Source organism: Corynebacterium minutissimum (genome assembly GCF_016889765.1).
Lineage (GTDB): Bacteria > Actinomycetota > Actinomycetes > Mycobacteriales > Mycobacteriaceae > Corynebacterium > Corynebacterium minutissimum_B.
Genome location: NZ_CP069533.1, coordinates 673,031 through 695,539, shown reverse-complemented (window position 1 = coordinate 695,539; position 22,509 = coordinate 673,031). Strand labels below are relative to the sequence as shown.

The window sequence follows — 22,509 nt, the reverse complement described above, 5'->3', positions numbered from 1 at the left end:
AAGTTTTATTCTCATGAAGTCACATGCTCATATCTATGGACGTCTCGCGTCCGTGCTTGCTGTCTTCATGATTGTCTGCGTGACCTTGTTTAACGCAGTCCCTGCGCCCGCTCAGCAAGCAGCGAGTTTGGTCATTGCAAAAACCCTAGGCGCAGGTATGGCAGGGGAGCCGGTGGATACGCAGGCCCGTTTTAAGGCAGTCCAGTTGCTGGACCTGAAGGCCGATGCCGCCACGGATTTAGGCAAGCTCGCGCAGGAAAATCCGCGCCTGCTTGGTGACGACCCCGGATACCGAACCGGCCAGCCACACTTTGCTGACACTAACGAAGAAGGCAAGGCCAGCTTCTATGATCTTCAGCCAGGTGTCTACCAAGTCTCAGAGGTCAGTCTCCGCACCGGCAATGAGCACCGCGACGTGGCTACGCCGATCTTGGTCTATATAGGGGAGAAAACCTCCCTCGTCCGGGCAAAGAACCAGCCCACGGTTATTGAGAAGAAGGCAAGCAGTGACGAGGTAAAGCCCGGCGACGAGCTAACTTTTCATATCACTACGTCGGTTCCACCGTGCGACGCCAATGGTGAGCTTCACCAGTACGTCGCGATGGACACATTGGCTTCTCTCCTCAGTTTCAAAGGCATTAAAAACGTACGCGTGAGTAACGTCGATGGTGACGTGCGGCTCGTTGAGAACGAAGACTATGTGGTGGAGGAATCAGGAAACCGGGTTACCTTTTCCCTCAAGAAGTCTGGTTTGGCCAAGCTTGCAGGCGCACGGGACGGGAATCCGGAAACCAAAGTTCATTTCGATATTGTGACTTCCGTCAAGGAAGAAGCGGACTCCGCTTCGACGATTCATAACACTGTGCTGTTCTCCCCGGATGGCTATTGTGTGCCGAAAACAGGGGTGATCCAAGCAGAGAATGCGCGCTATAGTCGTGTCGCTGATGAACAGCCGCTCAATGATGCGCTAGTTGCTTTGGATTGCGCTACTGGCCTTGCACCGGAAAAATCGAACACGGTTGAAGTAGCACTCGATAGCAGCGGGCAACCAGGTGGATCGAGCAATTCACGCCTGTGGTGGCCCATTGCCGCCCTCATTGCCGCCCTAGGGCTCGGTGGCGCGGGCAGCTCTAAGGGCTCCTCAGAAAAGCCCGGAGGAGAAGCAGAGAGCACAGACGCCCCAAGTTCGCGTATCTCCACGCCGGACGAAGCCCAGCCGCCCACGTCACAGAAATCCGGGCCGCTGAGTCGGGCGCTGGACTCTCTAGCCAGCACTGGTGCCAGCGTTATCGGAATCATTTTGGCTGGTCTGGCCCTCATTGCGTTGTCTGCGGTATTCCTTTCGCGGCGTCGTGAGAGGGATGAAGAAGTAGAGGAAGGCCCAGCACCAGAACAAGGTGGCCAGCCGTGATAGTTTCCCGCTCTTTACCGAATCACCCACAATTTTTAGGAGCCTCCGTGCAGAAGACCACACTGACCACAGCGATAAAGCGCCTCGGCGCCGTTATCGTGGCGGCCGTGATCGTAGTTGCGGGCCTTGCCATCCCCAACAGCCCGTGGGAAGAACACACCACCGCCGAGGCTCAAGCACAAACCTCGAGGAACTGGGGCACGAATGAGAACATGTTCAACCAGTGTTCCTTCCGGAGGGGCACCGGTGATGTGGCACCGTACGCTCAACAGCTGTGTTGGATTGACATGGCAGGTTTGATGCAGGTGCTATCACCGACACCTACTCACGTAACGAAGGACATGGGTCGTTATGAGATGAGTTTTACGGTCAACCTCCTTGAGTACTCCGAACGAGTGGGGGGTGGATCGACTCGATGGTCGACGGAGATGGATCGTTTTGGACTGGCGGCTGGTCCGATCAACAACCGCGTGTTTGGAAACGAAATTAACGGAGTTCAGTACTTCGGACAATTCACCGGTGACAGCAGCACCCCTGCCATAACTTTCCGGAATGAGATCAGTGTTGTTGATGCTGGCCAAATGGCTAAGGTCCAGTTCCGTGACATCAAAATTAAAGACAAGGCTACTGGTAAGAACATCACTGGTTACCGCATGACCGCGATCGACGCGCAGGCAACTGAGTCTAGACTCTTCGGCGAAAACATGTCTTTCGATGCGCCTGAATTGAACCAAGACATGAACTTGTACCGCCGAATCACACCACCTGGATATCTTCCAGCGTGTGATCCTGCTAGAGACTCGCGAAGTATTCTGGGGCCAGGTGAAGAAAGCTATTACAACAAGGGCGATAACACCTTCAAGGATGTCTATTGTAAAGAGAATACGTCTTATCAGTACCCCGCAGGTACTTACATTCTTGGTGGTGACGGCGTCACGTCTCTCGACGTAGGTCTGTTCACGCGTACTGGAACCCAGGCCTTTGCTCTCGCGCTGAACATGGGCCGAATGACCGGAAACGTTGCGCCTGTCGATACCGCGATGGAGAAGGCTGCAACGGGCCAAGCAACAACCTTTGACTTTTCCATGGCTACCCGGCTAAACGGTACCGAAACACCAGTCCCATGGCAGGGTGAAGGAACCTATACCCAAGCGTTGCGCCACATGGATCCCTATGATGCAAACGGAACTAATGCTAAGGACGTGATGCTCTTCCGCTCCGCGGCCCAAGGGGCGCAGAAAAACCTTGCTTTTAACCGCTATGAGCCATCATGGCAATGTACCGACCCTACGGACGCAACGAAGAACATCACGGTGAAAGAAGGTCGCGTCCCCGCAGGTAAGGGTATCTCCTTGGAAAAGGATACGGCTACTGGCACTTCCACTCTCGTGATGGAGAACAAGACCTCAGTTCCCATGAACTGCAAGGTTACGTGGACGCCTAAGTTCCAACCTTCATCGCTTGACTTGCGTAAGTCGGTAAGCGGCACTGCGAAGAATTACAAAGATATCCAGCTGCGTACGTATGACATCGGCTATTCCTGCGCTGAGCCTCAAGGGTTTAAGGCGGCTTATCCAGACGTGAAACTTACGGATTCGCGCGAGCTTGCCGACGGCGCTGGATATACCGTTACTGGTTTGCCTGCGGGCGCAACGTGCACTTTGATTGAGAGCGATGCGCAGGCAAGCCCCGGCACACAGTTGAAGTTGACTTGGACAGGAACCAACGTGACTTCGGGGACTGGAGCTACTCCTACTGCGACGGTCAAGCTGGCCGAGGGAGGCAACAACGCGATGGGCGTGAGCACCGCAGTTGCCGGAAATGCTTTTGATGCGCGTACAGGCACCGTTAACGTGTCCAAGCACATTCATGGTGAAGCGGTTGACCAACTTGGAAGCCCACGTGACTACCGCTTTGAGCTTACCTGTGACAGCGCGAACTATGACCAGATAGTCACTATGAAAACTACGTCAACTGGTGCTAACCAGCTCGATGGAACTGCCCAGTTTACGGGTGTACCCCTAGACCGTGATTGTCTCCTCAAGCCGCTGTCAGGCTTGTCGGGAACCGAAACTGAGACCATTGTGTTTGATGGCCGTGAGCTAAAACTTAACGGTGACGTGGTTGAGAAAAATGAAACCGAAGCCTACCCCCTGAAGTTTCCTGACTCAGGTCAAGATAACAACAGCGCCGCTGTGTCAATTGATGCCCAGTATTCTTTCCAGCGACGTGACGTCAGGGTTCAAAAGAACCTCATTGGACCCGCGGCCGCTAAGGTTCCCTCGGAAGGAATCTATGATGTCTCCTACGTTTGTGAGACTCCGAACGATCCTGCCGGCAAGGTAGAAGGCACTCTGAAGCTCGCCAGCGGAAGTGAAAACGCCCAGTACATCAAGGGAGCGCGCGTTGGGTCAGAGTGCCGAATTTGGGAGTCACAGCAACCAGAATTTCCCAATCAGGTTGTAGATAGGACTCAGGTTACGGCGTCTGATACCTCTGACCAGGTCACTACCTTGACTAATGAGGAAGCTAAATCCAAGCCGGTGCTCAAGGTTGAAGATACGACTGATTCGCACCAGAATGCTGCGACCGTATCCAATCACTATGTCAGCCGGCTAGCCACCGTTGACCTCCGCAAGCTGGTGAGGTCTGAACTCGGCATTTCCAACCTTTTGCCAGCCGATTACGAACTTTCATTTGACTGTGGTATCCGTAACGTCGAGATAGCCGAGGGCCAGTATGCCAACGTCGATCTTCGCGGTGACCTTCGCCTCGGCGGATCAGAATCCAAGCGCCTGACCGCGGATGTGGCTGATGAAAAGCTAGCATCACTGGTAAACGATGGTGCTGGTGGCTCGATGCGTGTTCCCTATGGCAACACGTGCCGCTTTTCTGAAAAGGTTCCGGACACAGTAGGCGGCCTTGACTGGTCATCCAACGTAGGTTCTCTCAAGCTAGAGGTTGGACAGCCTGAAGAAAAAGTAGAAATAATTAATACCTTCAAGGCTGCCGGCGATGGCGTAACCATTAAGCAACTGACTGAAGGCGTCGCAGACTTTGCACAGCCGGTGGAGTACACCTTAGAGTGCCGAGCTTCTGACGGTACCCAGCTAAATTTGGGTGAGCAGGGGAGCTTTACTCTGCAACCCGGCGAAACTTCCCTCCAAGTGCCCAGCTCCTCTATTCCAGAGTCCAGCACGTGCCGAATTAAGGAGGTCGATGTTGATGACGGTAAGCGTGGAGACGGCTTCGAAATCACACGAAACTCCACGTTGAAAACAGATGGGGTGGACAAGTCCTTCGTTACTGGCGAAGGGGTTGATTCTGGCGTATTCACGGTGGGCGAACAAACCGTGGTCAATATTTCGCACACGTATGACTACGCCGAGAAGAAAATGAAAATCACCAAAAACGTTGCGTTTGATTCGGAAACTGGTGATTACATCTCTCAGGCGCGCAAGAACGTGAAGTATCAACGTGAATTCGATGTCAGTGTCGTCTGCACCCCGCCGGATGGGGGCGTGCTGGTTTCTCACACAGGAAAGGTGAGTTCTCCGCAATCGGATAGCCCGCAAACCCAACAGCTCGTGTTCGATGATATTCCGGACGGCTCCACCTGTGATGTGACCGAGGGGGATACCACGGCCGCAGAGGGAATTACCTTTACACAGGAGGTAGAAGCTGCTGGTCAACGTGGTGAAAAATCCCTTGAATTTGTTGTCAAAGGTGACACGCCGGTGCAGCTGATTAATACCTACAAACGTCAGATGGCCAAGGTAGACCTCACTAAGATTGCGAATACTCCAATCGACATCGAAAAGGCACAGCCAGATGTCACTGGGGATAGCGTCTATTACACGCACAATTTCTCCATGGTCTGTACAGATCCTGAAGGATCAGACGCAGAGTCCGGAGAGCTCCCACCGGTTGAGACCAAGCAGATTACAGGCCCAGGTCATACCGAGTTTGTTAATGTTCCTGTCGGTGCAGACTGCTCCATCACAGGCGATAAATTTGGTCAGCTTGATTTGAAGAAATCACAGGGCGAAGGCAAACCAGAGCTTGAGACGCACCTCGTTCCAGATAAAGTTGAGTGGCGTCTGCAACGCAACGACACTGAGCCTTTTATCGACACTGATGTGACGGAAGGGACCACTACCTCGCAGCCGATTTCCATCAAGGCAGATAAAGCCGATGGGACATCCAACAATGTACTGACGCTGACTAACTACTACACCTTCGTCAAAGCCAAGCTTGGAATGAGCAAAAAAATCGTCGCTTCGGACGATGACATGAAGATTTTGCGAAATGCCACTCCCGGAGTGAACTTTAACTTCAACTACCAGTGCCAAGGCGTGGGATATTCCACTTCTGACATTGGCCTGCCAACAACGCTCGCAGCGGGAGACAACACAAAATTTGCGGATCCAGACAGGATGTTTAAGTCAACCGAAGTGGAAGTTCCGTCTGGTGCGTGGTGTACCGCACGTGAAGCTGAACCTTCGTCAACCCCGCCGGAGTTGACTTGGAGCGCTAATTCGCGTGAAATTTCCAAGCACGTGGGCTCTGCTGAGGCTTCGGTTGAATCCGTCGACTTTGTTAACACGTATCAGCGTCGCACCGTACCGGTGCGCATCGTCCCGATGCAGGACGGCTACTTGGAAGGCGCGGATAACGCCAAATACGAATATGACCTGACGTGTAAAGATCCTTCGGGCACTCAGAAGTCCTTCAACATTGCCGCGGTGAATACTAACGCGACCTATACGGTGGCTGACAGGACTGAGCCCTCCGGCGGCAGTATTGTTGAGCTACCAGTGGGATATGACTGCACGCTAGATCTGAGTAAGTCCTCGGCCCTTCAACCACGAGTGCAGCTCGAGGTAACGAGGTCTCAGCGCACTCCATACGTGGAGTTTGGTAAGTGGGTTGGTGGTCAACCCGATGCCAAAAACCCAACCCAGAAGCTAGCTTCGCTCACGGCTGAGGAAGTGACCGAGGCGATGAAGAAGTACAGCTATGACTTCCGCATTGATCCGAAACTGCAGTCACATTCTGGCGAACCTGTCATGACGCTGGGAGCGGAAGCGATGCACCTTCGTGATCGCGTTGACGTCACCTTTACCAAAACGTCCACCGGCGCAGCAGGCGAAGGAAAGACCTTCGCTTTTTCGTCTACCTGCGGTGATACATCTTTCGAGCTTAAATCGGGTGAATCCCGCACACTGAAGGGGATTGAGATCAACCGTAATTGCAGGATTCGTGAGCAAATGGTCGATGGACAATCAGGAGGTGCTGTTGTCTCGGTTGAAAGTTCAGGCGAGCGCTTGGGTAACCCGACAGCTGTCACGACATCTGATGGTGAAGGCCACCTAACCGGTGGTACGTGGAGGTTCGACGTAATGCCAGTGAGCACGCCGACTGACTTGTCATCGGATGGCGCGAAATGGGCATTTAACGCCAAGAACTCTTTCCCAGGGCTCAAGGTGAAGAAGAAGATCGATGGCGCACCGATTAGCGCGCTCAGCGGAGCAGTAGCCGATACCGCAATTCTGCCGGATTCGGCACAGACCATGCGCTTTACCTATGAAGTTGAGAACGAAGGTGCCCTGCACATCGGCAACTTCTTGGTAAAGGAGCCCGAGCTAGCTGGCTTTACAGTTCGCGATAGCGCTGGTGAAGAGTATGACATCAACAATAACGGCCTCATACCGGTCGGCGTATGTAATTTGGGTGACGGCGGTCGGCTAGCCCCGGGCGAGAAGCGGAGTTGTTCTTTTGATGTGGTGATAGACCAGGACACGGACACTGCCTTTAGTTATAAGGGCACCGTCTCGGTCACGGCGGATGCATACGCTAATCAGACTGATACAGCACCTGCAGCTCAGGTCTCTGCTTCCGACACGTACGGGGCACTACGCTTGAGTGGGTTGCTGGCAGCCATGTTGCCGGACACCGGTATACAAACATTAGCCTTCGTACTCGTACTCGGCCTTGCAGTCTTGGCCCTGGGTCTATGGATATACATGCGCAATCGGGAGGACGATGACGAAGCGGAAGAATAAGCGCCGTTCCTTCTGGCTCATCGTCGCCGGAATCCTCATTCTGCTGTATCCCATTGTTGCTACGCAGTACAACGACTATCAACTGCACCAGCAAGCGGAGTCATATGGCCGGTCGGTGCGTGACATCGACCCGCCAACGCAGCGCCAACTCTACATTCATGCAGCGCATGAGTATAACGACTGGCTGGCGCAGCAAGGGCACCACGCTTATCCACCGACGCCCGACTCACCTGGCTTCGAGCGTTACTTAGATACCCTCAACGCTCCGGAGACGGGCGGAGTAATAGCCCGTTTGCGCATTGCCTCCATCGGTGTGGATCTGCCGGTCTTTCACACCACAGCCTCTACTGTTTTGTATAGCGGGGCTGGCCACATGTTCGGTTCCTCGCTTCCTGTTGGCGGCCCCGGAACCAATGCGGTGATTTCTGCGCATACCGGAATGGTTAACGCCTCAATGTTTGATAATCTTCCCCGCTTGCGGGATGGTGAGACCGTGACTGTTGACGTCATGGGGGAAACGCTCACCTATAAAGTTACTGGCCGTGAGGTGGTCAAACCTGAAGACTATGAAGCTGTGACGTATGAAGCGGGCAAAGACAAGCTCACGCTTATTACCTGCACGCCCTATGGCATCAATACAGATCGCCTGCTCGTGCATGCGGAAAGAGTGAACACGCAGGCAGAGGAAGAAACTGGCTGGCAACCCAAGCTATCGTGGTGGATGATTTTAGCGCTTCTCCTCATCGCCACAGTGCTGGTGATCGTGTGGTGGAATGAGCGGCGTCACAGGAAGGCGCGTAGACAGCGAGTAGACTGACTACCTTTAGACATTGAATACAGAGTCGATTCGACAACTGGTAACGGCCAGTTGGGAGAGTAGCGAGCATGGCACGATTCATTGACCGAGTGGTATTGCACCTGCAGGCAGGCGACGGCGGCCATGGCTGCGTGTCCGTCCACCGTGAAAAGTTTAAGCCGCTCGGCGGTCCCGATGGCGGCAATGGCGGCCACGGCGGAGACATCCTTCTTGAGGTCTCCTCCCAGATCCACACTCTGATGGACTTTCATTACCGCCCGCACATCAAGTCCGAGCGCGGCGGCAACGGTGCCGGCGATATGCGCAATGGTGCACGTGGCAAGGACCTCATTCTCGAAGTACCAGTGGGCACAGTTGTCTACACCGAGGACGGCGACATGCTTGCGGACTTGACGGTGCCAGGCACCCGGTTCGTGGCAGCTGAAGGTGGCTTCGGTGGTCTAGGCAATGCAGCTTTGGCTTCCGCTTCCCGCAAGGCACCCGGATTCGCACTGCAGGGAGAACCCGGCGAGGCCCGTGAACTGGTGCTGGAGCTAAAATCAATGGCAGATGTGGGACTGGTGGGCTTCCCCTCCGCGGGCAAGTCTTCGCTCATCTCCGTGCTCTCGGCAGCCAAGCCAAAAATCGGTGATTACCCCTTCACCACTCTCCAGCCCAACCTGGGTGTGGTGGATATGGGGCATGAGTCTTTCACCATGGCAGACGTTCCGGGGCTTATCCCAGGAGCGGCCGAAGGCAAGGGGCTCGGCTTGGACTTTTTGCGCCACATCGAGCGCACCGCGGTACTCGCCCATGTGGTGGATACCGCCTCGATTGAGCCGGGCCGTGACCCCGTCTCCGATATTGAGGCGCTCGAGACCGAGCTAGCCAAGTACCAGGAGCTGCTGGAGGAGGATACCGGGCTTGGTGACCTTCGCGAGCGCCCGCGTGTCATCATCCTCAACAAGGCCGATGTACCGGAGGCAGAGGAACTCGCTGAGTTCGTTAAAGAGGACCTTGAAGAGAAATTCGGTTGGCCCGTGTTTGTCATCTCGGCCGTAGCGCGCAAGGGCTTGGACCCGCTCAAGTACAAACTCATGGAGATGGTCAACGAGCACCGCAAGTCCCAGCCGAAGGCTAAGGCGGATAAAGAGCACACCATCATTCAGCCGAAATCTGTCGCTAAGAAGAAGGGCCGCTTCGCCGACTTCACCATCACCAAGGACCCCGAGGTGGAGGGCGGCTTCATCGTCGAAGGCGAGAAGATCGACCGCTGGATTCGCCAGACGGACTTCGAGAACGACGAGGCCGTGGGCTACCTCGCGGACCGCTTGGCCAAGGCCGGCGTGGAGGCGGAGTTGCACAAGATGGGCGCGGAGGAAGGCTGCCCGGTGACCATCGGGGATATCACCTTCGAGTACGAGCCAATGGCCGGCGGACGCGCTACCGATGCTGGTCGCGGTCAGGATGGCCGCCTCATGGGCACCAACCGTGTGTCCGCCGCCGAGCGTAAGCGCGCCTCCCAAGCCCGCCGCGGCTTGGTGGATGAGTTCGACTATGGCGTGGATGAGGAGGTCACCCGCGAGTCCGCGAACCGCGATCGCTGGCAGGGCTAGCCCGGTATACTGAGCTGGTATGTCATCCGAAAACGACAACCAGCTCGACTATCCTCTCCCTCTCGAACCTTTCGAGGGGCCAACCCCGGACATGGAGTATCCGGCAGCTCCCGCTCTTTCGGAAAAATCCAGCGGGTTCTCCTCACCGTTGCGTGAGCAGATTTCTGAAGCCAAACGCATCGTCATCAAAATTGGCTCCTCCTCGCTGACCCGTGATGACTTTGTCACGTCCACGGAGAAGATCGACAAGATCGTGGATGCCGTGTGCGCGCGTATGCATGTCTCCGACATCATCATCGTGTCCTCGGGTGCCGTAGCTGCAGGTATGGGCCCGCTCGGACTGACCACTCGCCCCACGGACCTGGCTACCAAGCAGGCAGCCGCCGCGGTGGGGCAGGTCCACTTGGCCTATGAGTGGGGTGTGTCCTTCGCCCGCTACAACCGTACGATTGGGCAGGTGTTGTTGACGGCGTCGGACGTCGGCAAGCGCGATCGCGCCCGCAACGCCCAGCGCACCATTGACCGCCTGCGTCAGATGCGTACGGTGCCCATTGTGAATGAAAATGACACCGTGGCGACCTCCGAGATGCACTTCGGCGATAACGACCGTCTCTCCGCGCTCGTGGCCAACCTTGTCGGCGCGGACGCGCTCTTCCTGTTCTCCGACGTGGATGGCCTCTATGACAAGAACCCGGCGGAGCCGGACGCAAAGTTCGTCGAAGAGGTGCGCACCGGTAAGGACCTCAAGGCAGTTGTCGCTGGTGATGGTGGCAAGGTCGGCACCGGCGGCATGGCCACGAAGGTCTCCGCCGCCCGCCTGGCCACCCGCGGCGGCATCCCGGTGCTGTTGACTTCGACGGACAATATTGGGCAGGCGCTTGACGACGCCTCCGTGGGCACCGTCTTCCACACCCGCGAGGAGCGCCGCCTCTCCGCGTGGAAGTTCTGGGCTTTGTATTGCGCAGATACTGGCGGCTCCTTGCGCCTAGATGAGGGCGCCATGGAAGCCGTGGTGCGCGGCGGAAACTCCCTGCTGGCCGTGGGAATCACGGACATCAAGGGTGAGTTCAGTGCCGGCGAGATCGTCGACATCATGGGTCCGAAGGGCCAGGTCATCGGTCGTGGTGAGGTGGGCTACGACTCCGCCACGCTGCGCGACCTGCTGGGCAAGCACACCGAGGAGCTGCCGGAGGATATGCGCCGTCCCGTTGTCCACGCGGATTACCTGTCTAATTTCGCATCCCGAATTTAATGCGTTATTTCATGGGCCCCGATGTGTGGGCGCCAACAGTGCAGGACATCGACGCCGCGGGGCATGAACGAGTGGAAAGCCTCGCCGAGGCCGAGGTCTTCGTCAACACCTCCTCGGACCCAGCGGCGGTGCCGGAAGGTCACCCGCTGTATGACCTGCCTAATGCCACAATGACGCCCCATATGGGCGCATCTTTTCAGGTGGCCGAGCACCACATGGGTGCTATCTTCACCGCCAATGCTGCCGCGTGGGAGCGCGGTGAACCGATGCCCACGCGCCTCGACCCAGACGCCGGATACTAGTGGAGGACATGCATGAAGTACGCCATTGAACCGAAGCCGTGGGAGGAAACCATCGCGGTGCTCGACGCCGCCGGGTTTGAGCGCACCGCGCTTTCCGACGCCTCCTTCCTCATCTACACCGGTGACGGCACTGATTTCCCGGACCCACTCCCTGACAACATTGGCTTCGTCCAGATCCCCTCGGCTGGCGTCGACCACGTCCTCGAGGCGATGAAGGACAGTACGGTGCCGTGGTCGAACGCGGCTGGTGTGTATGACAACACGGTGGCGGAATCCACCATCGCGTTGCTTTTGGCGCAGCTGCATGCGCACCGTCGTGTCAACGGCACTTTCGACTCCTATGCGGACATGGAGGCCCACACCTCGTACCTGTATGACGATAAGACGGTGGCCATCATCGGTGCCGGCGGCATTGGCAAGCGGCTCATCACGATGTTGTCTGGTTTTGGTCCGCGCATCATCGCGGTCAATCGTTCCGGCAACCCGGTTGAGGGCGCACATGAAACCTATCCCATCGCCGAGGTGGACACGGTCTGGCCGAAAGCGGACTACTTTGTCCTCATCGCCCCTCTGACCCCGGAGACCCGCCACATGGTGAACGCGGAAGCGTTCACACAGATGCCCGATCACGCGGTGGTGGTCAACGTGGGCCGCGGCCCGCTCATCAATACTGAGGACCTCATTGCTGCCTTGGACTCCGGGGAGATCGCGGGTGCGGCGCTTGACGTCACTGACCCAGAGCCGCTCCCGGAGGATCACCCGCTGTGGCAGGACAAGCGCGTGGTTATCACCCCACACATTGCCAACACGCAGCGCTCAGTGCGCGAAAAGATCGGAGCGCACACCATTAAAGTGGCTACCGCTTTCGCGGCGGGGAAGCAGCTGCCCACCCTCGTTGATCCGCACGCCGGATATTAGATTTACGTTCCTCAAAGAGAAATCAGTCACGTCTTCTAATCTTCTCGTAGTTGGCGCCGAGAGCTGCCGCGAAGTTGGGGGTTAAACCCCTCGTGCGCTGCACATAGTAATGAATCATTGTATATTCCGTTTTATGAATAAAAGAAGCGGCAATATCTTCGTCATCGTCGGCATCCTTGCGGTCCTCGCATTCCTCCTGCTCCACTTCCTTGCGCACTGGTCGCAGGCCTGGCTCGTCTTCCCTGTCTTCGCGCTGGTGGGGTGCTTAGTCTATTTCACAAGAAAACCCTGACGGACCCGCGCTTCTTCCGTACGCTGGTATGGCATGAGCACCACCGAACGTGAAGAAGTTCTGTCCAAAGCCCGCGCCGCCAAGGCGGTGGCGCCGCAGTTCGCGCAGCTGCCCACCCCGCGCAAGAATGAGATCCTCAATCGTGCCGCGGACAACCTCGTCGCGCACACTGAGGACATCCTCGCTGCCAACGAGCGCGATATTGAGGCCGGCCGCGCCAACGGCATGTCCGAGTCCCTTATCGACCGCCTTTCGCTTGACGCTGCCCGCATCGAGGGCATTGCCGGCGGCTTACGCCAGGTAGCCTCCCTCCAGGATCCGGTAGGGGAGATCCTGCAGGGCCGCACCATGGATAACGGCATCCAGATGAAGCAGGTTCGCGTCCCACTCGGCGTGATGGGCATGGTGTACGAAGCCCGTCCGAACGTTACTGTCGACGCCTTCGGCTTGGCGTTGAAGTCCGGCAACGTGCCGCTGCTGCGCGGTTCCAAGTCCGCGAAGAACTCCAACGCCAAGCTCGTCGAGCTCCTTCAGGACACCCTCGTGGAGTTCGATCTGCCGCGCGAGGGCGTGCAGCTTCTGCCCTGTGAGACCCACGATTCCGTGCAGGACCTCATCACCGCCCGCGGCCTCGTTGATCTGGTCATCCCGCGTGGCGGTGCCCGCCTCATTAACGCCGTGGTGGAAAACGCCACCGTCCCGGCTATCGAGACCGGCACCGGCAATTGCCACTTCTATGTCGACGCTTCCGCGGACCTAGACAAGGCCATCGATATGGTGGTCAACGGCAAGACCCGCCGCACCTCCGTCTGCAATGCCACCGAGGGCGTGCTTATTGACGCCGCGCTTTCCGACGCCTCCAAGCTCCGCGTCATCACCTCCCTCCAGGAAGCAGGGGTTACCATTCACGGTGACGTGAAGGAACTCGAGGCCTTCGGCGTCAAGGACGCCGTGGAGGCTACTGATGACGAGTGGCGCGAGGAATTCCTCTCCATGGATATCTGCGCCAAGGTCGTCGACGGTGTCGATGGTGCCATCGCGCACATTGCCGAATACACCACCGGCCACACCGAGGCCATCGCCGCCCAGGACGCCGATGTACTCATGACCTTTGCCAACGAGGTCGACGCAGCCGCCGTGATGCTCAACGCCTCCACCGCGTTTACCGATGGCGAGGTCTACGGCATGGGCGCCGAAATTGGCATCTCCACCCAGAAGCTGCATGCGCGCGGCCCGATGGCGCTGCCGGAGCTGACTTCCACCAAGTGGATCCTTCAGGGCACCGGCCAGACCCGCCCCTAAGGACAGCTAGAAAAGCTACTCGAAAGCTACTCGAAAGCTACTCGAAAGGATTTTTTTGAGCCTGACCTGCGCAAAACAATCTACTCGAAAACTTTTCGAGTAGATTGTCTGCCTTGCGTGGGGGTTCGTGCTGCACGGTGGTGAAGTCCTGAGTAATCTATAGCGCGGTAATAACAAAGAACTGATTGGTGCCTTCCTCTTATGCTGTCCCGCATTGCTTCCTCCGTGGCCGCCGCCGTCATGGCAGTGTCTGCTCTTGTCATTCCCCAGGCCGTAACCGCGCCCGCCGCCCACGCCGATGAGCACTGCCCCGCAGTGGTCTTCGTGGCCGCTCGCGGTTCCGGTCAAAACAGCCAGATCTACCCGACGCAGTATTCCAACCAGGGAGGCCGTGCCTCCAATGGGTGGGAAGGCGAATCCATCCGCGCCATGCTGCGCAACGCCGAATCGCACTACCAGGCCACCCACGGTGGCAACTCGATGATGAAGGACGTCTACGTCCTCGGTCTGGAACCCAAGTACTACCCAGCGACGTACCCGGAGTACACAGTGCCGAACGTGGGCCTGCCTACCACCGCGGCACAAGCACTGGGCGTGGTTCTGCAGTACGCAAAGCCAGTCATGAACACTGCGGTATCGGCCTTGGATCAGTTCTCACACTCCGTGCAGACCGGCAAGCGTGGTGTCATGAGTGCCATCAACGATTACGAAGGTGCCACCGGCTGCCATCCGCAGTACATCCTTTCCGGCTATTCCCAGGGCGCGATGGTGATCGCTAGCCACGAAAAGGAACTGGCGAACCGTGGTCAGCTCGCCGGCGTCGTTACCTTCGGCAACCCGCTGACCCGCAAGAACGATCCATCTGTGGTGGGCAATACCAAGGGCGCAGGCGGCCCGATGGGCTTCATGCCCTACCCGCGCGCTACCGGCAACCGCGTTGATTACTGCCTGCCGCTCGACGCTGTGTGCGACCTCTCCGTGGGCACCCTCTACGCCGCGGAACCCACCGGCGGTTCCCATGGCCAGTACTTTTTCACTCCTCACCAGTGGGATGGCCAAGTCTACGATTCCATTGGCCGAATGGTCGATGGCGCTCGGTTCCGCTAGATAAAGTAGGGTGAAGCTTTCTTCTCCTGCCCTGACGTGTAGCGCTGCCGCGTTGGTCACAGCAGCGTCCTTTCTAAACACGCCTACGGCCGCAGCCGTCGGCGACGTAGAAACTTGCCCGAGCACCGTGGTCCTCGTCGCCCGTGGTTCGGATCAAAATGAGGAGCAGGGCGAGTACGTCGGGCCGCAGCGCTACTCCGCGAAGGCCCCAGAGTCCACTGGCTTTGAGGGCCGTAACTTCGCGGCTCTGTTCCACCAGTTAGAGCAGCGCCACCCGGGCGCTATGGATGGCGTCTATGTGCTAGCGCTCGATCCGGACTCTTATCCCGCCGCCATGAACCTTCCTCCCTTGGCGCAGGAAGGTGAGGACTTAGGCCCGCTGCAGCTCGTCCAGCGAGCGTTTGGAGTTCTCCAGCAGCACTCTCTTGGGGAGCTGGCCTATTCAGTGACATTCGGAGCCGTTGATAGTTTGCGCACCGGTGCCCGCAATGCCCCGAAGGTGGTAGACGATTATGAGGCCGCCACCGACTGCCACCCGCGGTGGGTAGCCGCCGGTTATTCGCAGGGAGCGCTGGTCGCGACGAGTGTCGAGGGCTACCTCGCTGACACCGGGCGCCTGCATGCCGTGCTCACCTTTGGCAACCCTCTGCACCAGGTCCCGTGGGCACAGAACCGTGCCGGGCTGCCGGTAACGCGCTACGTTGATTATTGTCTGGATGGCGATTTTGTTTGTGACTTCTCCCTCGAAGCCGCCAACCGCGCCTTAGCCACCAAGGCTGAGCGTCACGCGTCCTATTTCTTAGGGGAACTCTCCGGGCAGGACGTGCAGGTCATCGACGCCGTGGCCGGTATACTCACCAGCCATGACTAGTCCGCAACGCATCGGCATCATGGGTGGCACGTTTGATCCCATCCACAACGGTCACCTCGTGGCCGCCAGTGAAGTAGCCCACCGCTTCCGCCTTGACACAGTGGTCTTCGTGCCCACCGGCCAGCCCTGGCAGAAGGCGGACAAAAAGGTCACCGCCGCTGAGCACCGCTACCTCATGACCATGGTGGCCACCGCATCCAACCCGCGTTTCACAGTCTCCCGCGTGGACATTGACCGCGAAGGCCCGACCTACACCATCGATACGTTGCGTGACCTGCGCGCTATTTTCCCGGATGCGGAGCTTTTCTTTATCACTGGTGCGGACTCGGTGGCTTCCATCATGAGCTGGCGGAACTGGGAAGAGATGCTGGAGATGGCGCACTTTGTTGGCGTGACCCGCCCCGGCTACGAGCTCAGCAAAGACATGCTGCCGCTCGAATCCCAAGACGATATCGAGCTCATCGAAATCCCCGCCATGGCGATTTCCTCCACCGATTGCCGCGCCCGCGCCCAGCAGGGCCAGCCGGTGTGGTACTTGGTGCCGGATGGGGTGGTGCAGTACATCGCTAAGAACCACCTCTACAGCCCGCATCCGGAAAAGCCTCTCTAGGAATCGTCGGGGCGTGGGGATGGCCACGGCGATTGACTAGGAAAATAGGTTCTCGGCGTGTAAGACTAGAGGTCTTAGTACTGTACGCGTTGTGTAGGGATAGTCATGTCGATTACTGATGAAGCACGCCTCATGGCGGAAACCGCTGCCCTGGCTGCGGATGAAAAGTTGGCCACCAACATTGCAGCCATTGACGTCTCCGACGTGCTCGCCATCACCGAGGTCTTTGTCTTGGCCTCTGCCGATACCGAGCGCCAGGTGGGGTCCATCGTCGAGGAAGTCGAAGACGAGCTGACCAAGAAGGGGTTTGAGCCCAAGCGCCGCGAGGGCAACCGCGAAAACCGCTGGGTTCTGCTTGATTATGGCCCCATTGTCGTTCACGTTCAGCGCAACGACCAACGCGAGTTCTACGGTCTCGACCGCCTCTACCACGACTGCCCGCTCCTTGAGATCCCCGGTCTCGAGACACCAGAGCGCCCAGGCGAGTGGTCCACCGAAGTCAATCCGCGCGACGTCGAGTCCATCGAAGAGATTCCGCTGGCCCAGCCGGAGCCGGAAGACGACGAGTTATGACGCGCCGCCTCCTCCTCATCCGCCACGGTCAAACCACCTACAACGCCACCGGCCGGATGCAGGGGCACCTCGACACCGAGCTTTCTGAGGTCGGCCTTTCCCAAGCCCGCGCCGCCGCGGACCTCCTCGTGGACAAACAGATCACGGCTATCGTCTCCTCCGACCTCATCCGTGCCCGTGATACCGCGGCAGTGATAGGGGAGAAATTGGGGATCGAGGTGGACGTCGATAAGCGCCTGCGTGAAACCCACCTTGGTGACTGGCAAGGAATGACCTCTGCCGAAGTCGATGAACAGTATCCTGGTGCGCGCGCAATCTGGCGCCACGACCCCACCTGGGCCCCGCCGCAGGGAGAAAGCCGCGTTGATGTGGCCACCCGCGCCCGCCCTGTCATCGATGAGCTGATGCGCGCCCACCCCGAATGGGACGAGGGTGCGGTCCTCGTCGTCGCGCACGGCGGCGCCATTTCCGCGTTGACCTGCCACTTACTGGGCCTGGATCACCACCAGTACGGCATTCTGTCCGGGCTGAAGAATACCCACTGGTCGCAGCTGACCGCCCGCCCCGAATTCGATGCTTCCCAGCCGCTGTCTCCGCTGGAATTTACTCCGGAGAACGTGGACCGCGCGCAGTGGTACTTCGACGGTTGGAACATGGGCGGTGCCGTCGTGGGCGGCGCGGGAGCGGACGTCTAGTGATTCGCGTCGTCACCGACTCCGCCGCGGGGCTGCCTGCGGACATCGTGGAGGAGCTAGGCATCACCGTGGTGGATCTCCACGTCATGGAGAGCCACGGCAAAGACGGTGCTGAGCTGTCTACTTCCGGCCTCACCGCGCTTGAGCTCGCCGCCCTGTACGGCCGCGAGATGGAGCGCTCCGGTGACGACGGCGTGTTAGCCATCCACCTGTCCAAGGAGCTGTCCTCGACGTGGTCGGCGGCGGTGACGGCCTCGGGCGTCTTCCCTGACACCGTCCGCGTCATCGACTCTGGAACCGCCGGCATGGCCATGGGCGCGGCGGCCATGACCGCTGCAAAGCTTGCTCAGGACGGTGCGTCCCTGAAGGAGTGCTACGCCGCGGCCATCAACACGCTGGAGCGCGGGCACACGTGGGTCTATCTCGACTCCATCGATGACCTTCGCCGCTCTGGGCGCATGTCGACCGCGACGGCGATGTTGTCCACAGCCCTGCTCGCGACCAAGCCCATCATGGCGGTGCAGGCAGGAAAGCTGGAGATGGTGGGGAAAACCCGCACGCAGACCAAGGCTTTTACCAAGCTCGTGGACTTGGTGGCCTCCCGTGCCGAGGGCAAGCCTGCGTTCGTTGCGGTGCAGTACAACGACGATGAGGGCTCCGCGCGCCGCCTCGAGGAATTGCTGCGTATGGCGCTGCCGGAGTCATCGTTTATGCGCGTTGCGCTTACCGACGTCCTCTCGGTCCACGTCGGCCCCGGAGCCATCGGCGTCTCCGTCGTCTTCAGCTGATAGTTGACGCCTTCAACAAGTTATCCACAGGTTGCGGCCTAAGCCCTCGACGGTGAGGTAGCGGGCTGCGTAGCGTCACGGGCATGAATGCTATCGCTGACCGCCTGCGTGACCTCACCCGGCCTACCGGGGAGGAAGAGTTGCTTTCCGTGGACTACCCGCGCCCGCGCCTGCGGGTGCCACCGCGGCTTGCCCTGGTTGCGGTGGGGCTGGCGGCGGTAGGGCTGTTGCTGTGGCTGGGGGGCTCGCGCGAGGCAGCTAACCCCTACGAAGTACCCGCAGTGAGCAGCGCGGCACCGGCGGATATCGTGGTGTCCGTGGTGGGGGAGGTGGATTCCCCTGGCTTGGTCACGTTAGCGCCGGGCGCGCGCGTGAACGATGCCCTCGAGGCCTCGGGCCCCAAGGTGCCCACGGATAACCTCAACCTGGCGCAGAAGCTTAACGACGGCGAACAGATCACCGTCGGCGCCCTCCCCGGCGCTGAGGACGACGGCGGCGGGGGCGAGACCGGTGACGACACTGTGTCGCTCAATTCCGCGACCGCCGAGGAGCTCATCACCTTGCCGGGCGTGGGCCCGGCAACGGCCGAAGCCATCATTGCGCACCGCGAAGAGGCCGGCCACTTCACGTCGATAGAACAGCTCATGGATGTATCCGGCATTGGACCAGCGAAGTTCGCTCAGCTTAAGGACAAGGTGCGTCCATGAGGGAGCTGCGGCTTACGCCGGCTGCGGTGGTGGCGTGGCTGGCCACGCTCGCCGTGCTCTTCGGCCAGCCCTGGTTGCTACTGGGGCTTGTCGCCTGTTTCGCCTTCCTTCGGCGCGCGCCCGGCCAGGCTATTTTGTGTACGGCCAGCGGCGCGCTCTTCGCTACGCTGGCAGCGGTGCGCATGCGGCGAGCAGAGGCTTTCCACTTTGGCACCGAGGTCACCGGAAAACTCACCGCAGACCCCATCCAGACTGCGTCCGGCTGGATGGTCCGCTTGAGCGTTCCCGGATACCCGACCCAGCTGCCGGTCTTCCTCGACGAGCAGCCCGAAGCTTACGCCGGCTCGCTCGTGACCATCCACGGCCGGCCCGGTTCTTCCGATCGTGTTGGGGTGGGCCAGACCGTCTTCAGCGGCGAGCTCACTTCCCACTCACACAGCTGGACTGCCGCCGTGGCGGAGAATTTCCGCGCCATCTGCGATAACGGCCTCATCCCCGGCATGGTGTTGGGCGATACCAGCCTCCAAAGCCCCGAAGACAAGCAGCTCTACATCGATACCGGGCTCTCGCACTTAAGCGCGGTGTCTGGGTCCAACGTTGCCATTGTGTGCACTGCCGCGGCGTTGGTGGTGAGGGGACAGAAGGTGCGGGTGGGGGCGTCAGCAAGCGCGTTGGCACTTTTTGTCGCACTCGTGGGGTGGGAGCCCTCCGTCCAGCGCGCCACCGTCGCCGGGGTGGCAGGCCTCCTCGCCGTGCTCAATTCCTCCACGATGGAACCACTCCACGCGCTCTCCCTCGGCGTGCTTTTCCTGCTCGCTGCCGATAGCGACCTTGCGGTCAGCTTTGGCTTCGCGCTGTCCGTCGCGGCCACCGTCGGCATCGTGGCGCTGACCCCGCTGCTGCTGCGCATACTCGGTACTGGCATTATCGCGCGCGCCTTCGCCGTGGCGATTGCCGCGGACATCGTCACCATGCCGCTCATCGCGCTCATGGCGGGCAGGGTATCGGTGGTCTCCGTCATTGCCAACGTGCTCGCAGCCCCCGTCGTACCGATCATCACCGTCGTGGGTCTCATTGCCGCCGTGCTCGCACAGGTAGGGCTCGGCCGCCCGCTCGTCATCCTCATTGAACCGCTTGCGGACTGGATTCACGGCGTTGCTGCCGCCATGCCGCTGACCACCGTCGAGGCCGGTCCCGTCGCGGTGCTCTTGTTTGTGGGGTGGCTCATCGCGGCGCTGTTAAGATGACAGGCATGTCCGTGCACCTCATCCTCGGCGACGATGAATTCCTGGCCGAGCGCGCCCGCCTGAGCGTTCAGCAGGGCGATGCCACCAAGCTCAAGGCCTCTGAGGTCAGCGAAGGCGAAATCCTCGAGGCCACCAGTCCCTCCCTGTTCGGAGATGAGCGCTGCATCGTCATCAGTGATGTGGAGAAGGCCGGCAAAGAAGTCACGCGCATTCTTCTTGACGCCTGCGCCAACCCCATGCCCGGCATTACCCTCATCCTCTTGTATTCGGTGACGGCGAAGACGTTGAAGAAAAAGAAGAAGCCGCCGGAGATCGTCGCCGCCCTGCGCAAGAGCGGTGAGGTCCACGAGGTGTTTTCCCTTTACCCCAACGAGCTGGCTCCGTGGGCCACGCGCGAATTTGCCTCCCACGGCGTGCGCCCCACCCCGGATGTGGTGCAGGCGCTTCTCGACGGCGTCGGGTCCGATCTCCGCGAACTCGCCTCCGCCATCTCCCAGCTCGTCTTCGATACCGGCGGCAAGGTCACGCGCGAGGCGGTCCACGAGTACTACGTGGGCGTGGCTGAAGTGGCCAACTGGGACATCGCCGACGCGGCGGTGGCTGGGCGCGTGGAAGCGGCCGTGTCGACGTGCCGCCGCGCACTCCAGTTGGGCGCGAGCCCCGTGGCTATCGCTTCGGCGCTGGCGAACAAGGTGGGCAACATTGCGCGCCTCTACTCTGCGCGGGGTGACCAGTACTCGCTGGCCTCCCAGACCGGCATGGCGCCATATGCCGTTAAAATTACTCAACCGGTGGCGCGCCGCTGGTCTGGGGACAACATCACCAAGGCCGTCATTCTTATGGCGGAACTCGATGGCGCGGTTAAAGGCCAGGGCGGCGACGAGGAATTTGCCATTGAGGCCGCCGTGCGGCGGGTGGCAGAGTTAGCGCGCTAAACTATCCCACCATGGATGAGATCCAGGACTTTGCAACCAAGCTTTTTGATTTCGCTCGCAGCGGCGACGCCACCTTGCTCGACTACATCGCGCAAGGCGTCAACGTCGACATGGTGAACCAAGACGGCCAGTCCTTCATCATGCTTGCTGCCTACCACGGGCATGCCGAGCTGGTGCGCCAACTTGTCGCCGCCGGCGCTGACGTCAACCTCCTCAACGATCGCGGCCAGTCCCCGCTGGCCGGGGCCATCTTCAAAAAGGAAGACGCGGTTATTGACGTCCTCCTTGACGCCCACGCCGATCCCACCGCCGGCCAGCCCAATGCCATCGACTCGGCTCGCATGTTCGGCCGCGAGGATCTTCTCGAGCGCCTGTCATGAGCTGGTCCGCGTTCGCGGCCATTCTGCTGATGAACCTGGTGGGAGCCGCCGCGCCGGGCCCTGACATCGTGCTGGTCACCCGCTACGCCACGCGCTCGCGCCGCCATGCCATTGCGGCGGCCACCGGTATCCAGGTCGGCGTGCTCTTTTGGAGCTCACTGACGGTCTTTGGCGCCGCTGCTCTGCTGACGGCATTCCCGGGGGTCTTGTCGCTCATTCAGGTCGTGGGAGGCTGCTTCTTGGTCTTCATGGGCGTGCTCTCCATCCGCTCCGGCCTTGAGCTGCGCAAGCATCCTCCGCAGGACGAGGACGATGCGGCTGCTCGCCTGGGCTCGGTGGGTAAAGTTTTCCGCACCGGGCTTGCTACCAACCTGTCGAACCCGAAAATCGTGCTCTTTTTGGCCGCGCTGGTGGCTCCGCTGCTGCCGCCGCACCCGCCCATCTGGCTCTCGATAGCGCTGGTGTTGAGCATGTCATTGTCGAGCTACCTGCTGTTCGTCTTCCTCTCCACAGTGATTTCTACGCGCGCGATTCGCCGGCGCCTCCTCGCCGCGGGCCCGTGGATTGATATCGGCTCCGGCACGTTCTTCGTCGTCGCCGGCTGCGCTCTCGTGTGGGCCGGAATCCAAGCCGCCTAACCGA

Annotated in this window: 20 protein-coding genes; all 20 read left to right on the top strand. The window is 59.5% G+C overall.

Annotation, left to right across the window (positions count from 1 at the left end):
* Nucleotides 1-13: 13 nt before the first annotated feature.
* Nucleotides 14-1,411, top strand: a complete 1,398-nt coding sequence (locus I6J26_RS03205; protein ID WP_115023207.1) for an isopeptide-forming domain-containing fimbrial protein — start codon at nt 14-16, stop codon at nt 1,409-1,411.
* Between the two features lie 47 nt (nt 1,412-1,458).
* Nucleotides 1,459-7,476, top strand: a complete 6,018-nt coding sequence (locus I6J26_RS03200) for a DUF5979 domain-containing protein (RefSeq protein WP_115023205.1) — start codon at nt 1,459-1,461, stop codon at nt 7,474-7,476.
* Complete coding sequence (locus I6J26_RS03195) at nt 7,457-8,293, top strand: class C sortase (protein WP_115023203.1); 837 nt, start codon at nt 7,457-7,459, stop codon at nt 8,291-8,293. Before I6J26_RS03200 ends, I6J26_RS03195 begins: the two co-directional genes overlap by 20 nt.
* 68 nt (nt 8,294-8,361) lie before the next feature.
* Nucleotides 8,362-9,888 (top strand): GTPase ObgE, encoded by a 1,527-nt coding sequence (gene obgE, locus I6J26_RS03190; protein WP_115023201.1) that lies wholly within the window; start codon nt 8,362-8,364, stop codon nt 9,886-9,888.
* A gap of 91 nt (nt 9,889-9,979) precedes the next feature.
* Nucleotides 9,980-11,140, top strand: a complete 1,161-nt coding sequence (gene proB / locus I6J26_RS03185) for a glutamate 5-kinase (RefSeq protein ID WP_239121862.1) — start codon at nt 9,980-9,982, stop codon at nt 11,138-11,140.
* A complete protein-coding gene (locus I6J26_RS12885) occupies nt 11,140-11,442 on the top strand; it encodes a hypothetical protein (protein WP_147279344.1) in 303 nt (100 codons plus the stop codon). Before proB ends, I6J26_RS12885 begins: the two co-directional genes overlap by 1 nt.
* A 12-nt stretch (nt 11,443-11,454) precedes the next feature.
* Nucleotides 11,455-12,360 carry a D-isomer specific 2-hydroxyacid dehydrogenase family protein gene (locus I6J26_RS03175; protein WP_115023194.1) on the top strand — a complete coding sequence of 302 codons (906 nt, stop codon included), beginning with the start codon at nt 11,455-11,457 and terminating at the stop codon, nt 12,358-12,360.
* A gap of 133 nt (nt 12,361-12,493) precedes the next feature.
* Complete coding sequence (locus I6J26_RS03170; protein WP_181815391.1) at nt 12,494-12,652, top strand: hypothetical protein; 159 nt, start codon at nt 12,494-12,496, stop codon at nt 12,650-12,652.
* Between the two features lie 33 nt (nt 12,653-12,685).
* Nucleotides 12,686-13,954, top strand: a complete 1,269-nt coding sequence (locus I6J26_RS03165) for a glutamate-5-semialdehyde dehydrogenase (protein ID WP_115023191.1) — start codon at nt 12,686-12,688, stop codon at nt 13,952-13,954.
* 201 nt (nt 13,955-14,155) lie between these two features.
* The gene (locus I6J26_RS03160; protein WP_115023189.1) at nt 14,156-15,061 is read left to right on the top strand and encodes a cutinase family protein; all 906 of its coding nucleotides are present in this window, start codon (nt 14,156-14,158) and stop codon (nt 15,059-15,061) included.
* A gap of 10 nt (nt 15,062-15,071) precedes the next feature.
* Entirely contained in the window at nt 15,072-15,932 is an 861-nt protein-coding gene (locus tag I6J26_RS03155) for a cutinase family protein (RefSeq protein WP_039676390.1), read from the top strand.
* On the top strand, nt 15,925-16,542 hold the full coding sequence (gene nadD, locus I6J26_RS03150) for a nicotinate-nucleotide adenylyltransferase (protein ID WP_039676389.1): 618 nt from the start codon (nt 15,925-15,927) through the stop codon (nt 16,540-16,542). Before I6J26_RS03155 ends, nadD begins: the two co-directional genes overlap by 8 nt.
* A 105-nt stretch (nt 16,543-16,647) precedes the next feature.
* Entirely contained in the window at nt 16,648-17,115 is a 468-nt protein-coding gene (gene rsfS / locus I6J26_RS03145) for a ribosome silencing factor (RefSeq protein ID WP_039676388.1), read from the top strand.
* Nucleotides 17,112-17,810 carry a histidine phosphatase family protein gene (locus I6J26_RS03140; protein WP_115023188.1) on the top strand — a complete coding sequence of 233 codons (699 nt, stop codon included), beginning with the start codon at nt 17,112-17,114 and terminating at the stop codon, nt 17,808-17,810. The genes rsfS and I6J26_RS03140 overlap by 4 nt, the downstream gene beginning before the upstream one ends.
* Nucleotides 17,810-18,598, top strand: coding sequence for a DegV family protein (locus I6J26_RS03135; RefSeq protein WP_115023186.1), 789 nt, complete (start codon nt 17,810-17,812; stop codon nt 18,596-18,598). The genes I6J26_RS03140 and I6J26_RS03135 overlap by 1 nt, the downstream gene beginning before the upstream one ends.
* Nucleotides 18,599-18,681: 83 nt before the next feature.
* On the top strand, nt 18,682-19,305 hold the full coding sequence (locus I6J26_RS03130) for a helix-hairpin-helix domain-containing protein (protein ID WP_115023184.1): 624 nt from the start codon (nt 18,682-18,684) through the stop codon (nt 19,303-19,305).
* Nucleotides 19,302-20,552 carry a ComEC/Rec2 family competence protein gene (locus I6J26_RS03125; RefSeq protein ID WP_115023183.1) on the top strand — a complete coding sequence of 417 codons (1,251 nt, stop codon included), beginning with the start codon at nt 19,302-19,304 and terminating at the stop codon, nt 20,550-20,552. Before I6J26_RS03130 ends, I6J26_RS03125 begins: the two co-directional genes overlap by 4 nt.
* On the top strand, nt 20,549-21,487 hold the full coding sequence (holA, locus tag I6J26_RS03120) for a DNA polymerase III subunit delta (protein ID WP_115023182.1): 939 nt from the start codon (nt 20,549-20,551) through the stop codon (nt 21,485-21,487). Before I6J26_RS03125 ends, holA begins: the two co-directional genes overlap by 4 nt.
* 11 nt (nt 21,488-21,498) lie before the next feature.
* Nucleotides 21,499-21,867 carry an ankyrin repeat domain-containing protein gene (locus I6J26_RS03115; RefSeq protein ID WP_039676382.1) on the top strand — a complete coding sequence of 123 codons (369 nt, stop codon included), beginning with the start codon at nt 21,499-21,501 and terminating at the stop codon, nt 21,865-21,867.
* Complete coding sequence (locus I6J26_RS03110; protein WP_115023181.1) at nt 21,864-22,505, top strand: LysE family translocator; 642 nt, start codon at nt 21,864-21,866, stop codon at nt 22,503-22,505. The genes I6J26_RS03115 and I6J26_RS03110 overlap by 4 nt, the downstream gene beginning before the upstream one ends.
* The last annotated feature ends 4 nt before the right edge of the window (nt 22,506-22,509 follow it).

Coding starts and splice junctions, on each gene's coding strand:
- I6J26_RS03205 (WP_115023207.1), top strand. CDS start 14: ATGAAGTCACATGCTCATATCTATGGACGTCTCGCGTCCGTGCTTGCT.
- I6J26_RS03195 (WP_115023203.1), top strand. CDS start 7,457: ATGACGAAGCGGAAGAATAAGCGCCGTTCCTTCTGGCTCATCGTCGCC.
- obgE (WP_115023201.1), top strand. CDS start 8,362: ATGGCACGATTCATTGACCGAGTGGTATTGCACCTGCAGGCAGGCGAC.
- proB (WP_239121862.1), top strand. CDS start 9,980: ATGGAGTATCCGGCAGCTCCCGCTCTTTCGGAAAAATCCAGCGGGTTC.
- I6J26_RS12885 (WP_147279344.1), top strand. CDS start 11,140: ATGCGTTATTTCATGGGCCCCGATGTGTGGGCGCCAACAGTGCAGGAC.
- I6J26_RS03175 (WP_115023194.1), top strand. CDS start 11,455: ATGAAGTACGCCATTGAACCGAAGCCGTGGGAGGAAACCATCGCGGTG.
- I6J26_RS03170 (WP_181815391.1), top strand. CDS start 12,494: ATGAATAAAAGAAGCGGCAATATCTTCGTCATCGTCGGCATCCTTGCG.
- I6J26_RS03165 (WP_115023191.1), top strand. CDS start 12,686: ATGAGCACCACCGAACGTGAAGAAGTTCTGTCCAAAGCCCGCGCCGCC.
- I6J26_RS03160 (WP_115023189.1), top strand. CDS start 14,156: ATGCTGTCCCGCATTGCTTCCTCCGTGGCCGCCGCCGTCATGGCAGTG.
- nadD (WP_039676389.1), top strand. CDS start 15,925: ATGACTAGTCCGCAACGCATCGGCATCATGGGTGGCACGTTTGATCCC.
- rsfS (WP_039676388.1), top strand. CDS start 16,648: ATGTCGATTACTGATGAAGCACGCCTCATGGCGGAAACCGCTGCCCTG.
- I6J26_RS03140 (WP_115023188.1), top strand. CDS start 17,112: ATGACGCGCCGCCTCCTCCTCATCCGCCACGGTCAAACCACCTACAAC.
- I6J26_RS03130 (WP_115023184.1), top strand. CDS start 18,682: ATGAATGCTATCGCTGACCGCCTGCGTGACCTCACCCGGCCTACCGGG.
- I6J26_RS03125 (WP_115023183.1), top strand. CDS start 19,302: ATGAGGGAGCTGCGGCTTACGCCGGCTGCGGTGGTGGCGTGGCTGGCC.
- holA (WP_115023182.1), top strand. CDS start 20,549: ATGACAGGCATGTCCGTGCACCTCATCCTCGGCGACGATGAATTCCTG.
- I6J26_RS03115 (WP_039676382.1), top strand. CDS start 21,499: ATGGATGAGATCCAGGACTTTGCAACCAAGCTTTTTGATTTCGCTCGC.
- I6J26_RS03110 (WP_115023181.1), top strand. CDS start 21,864: ATGAGCTGGTCCGCGTTCGCGGCCATTCTGCTGATGAACCTGGTGGGA.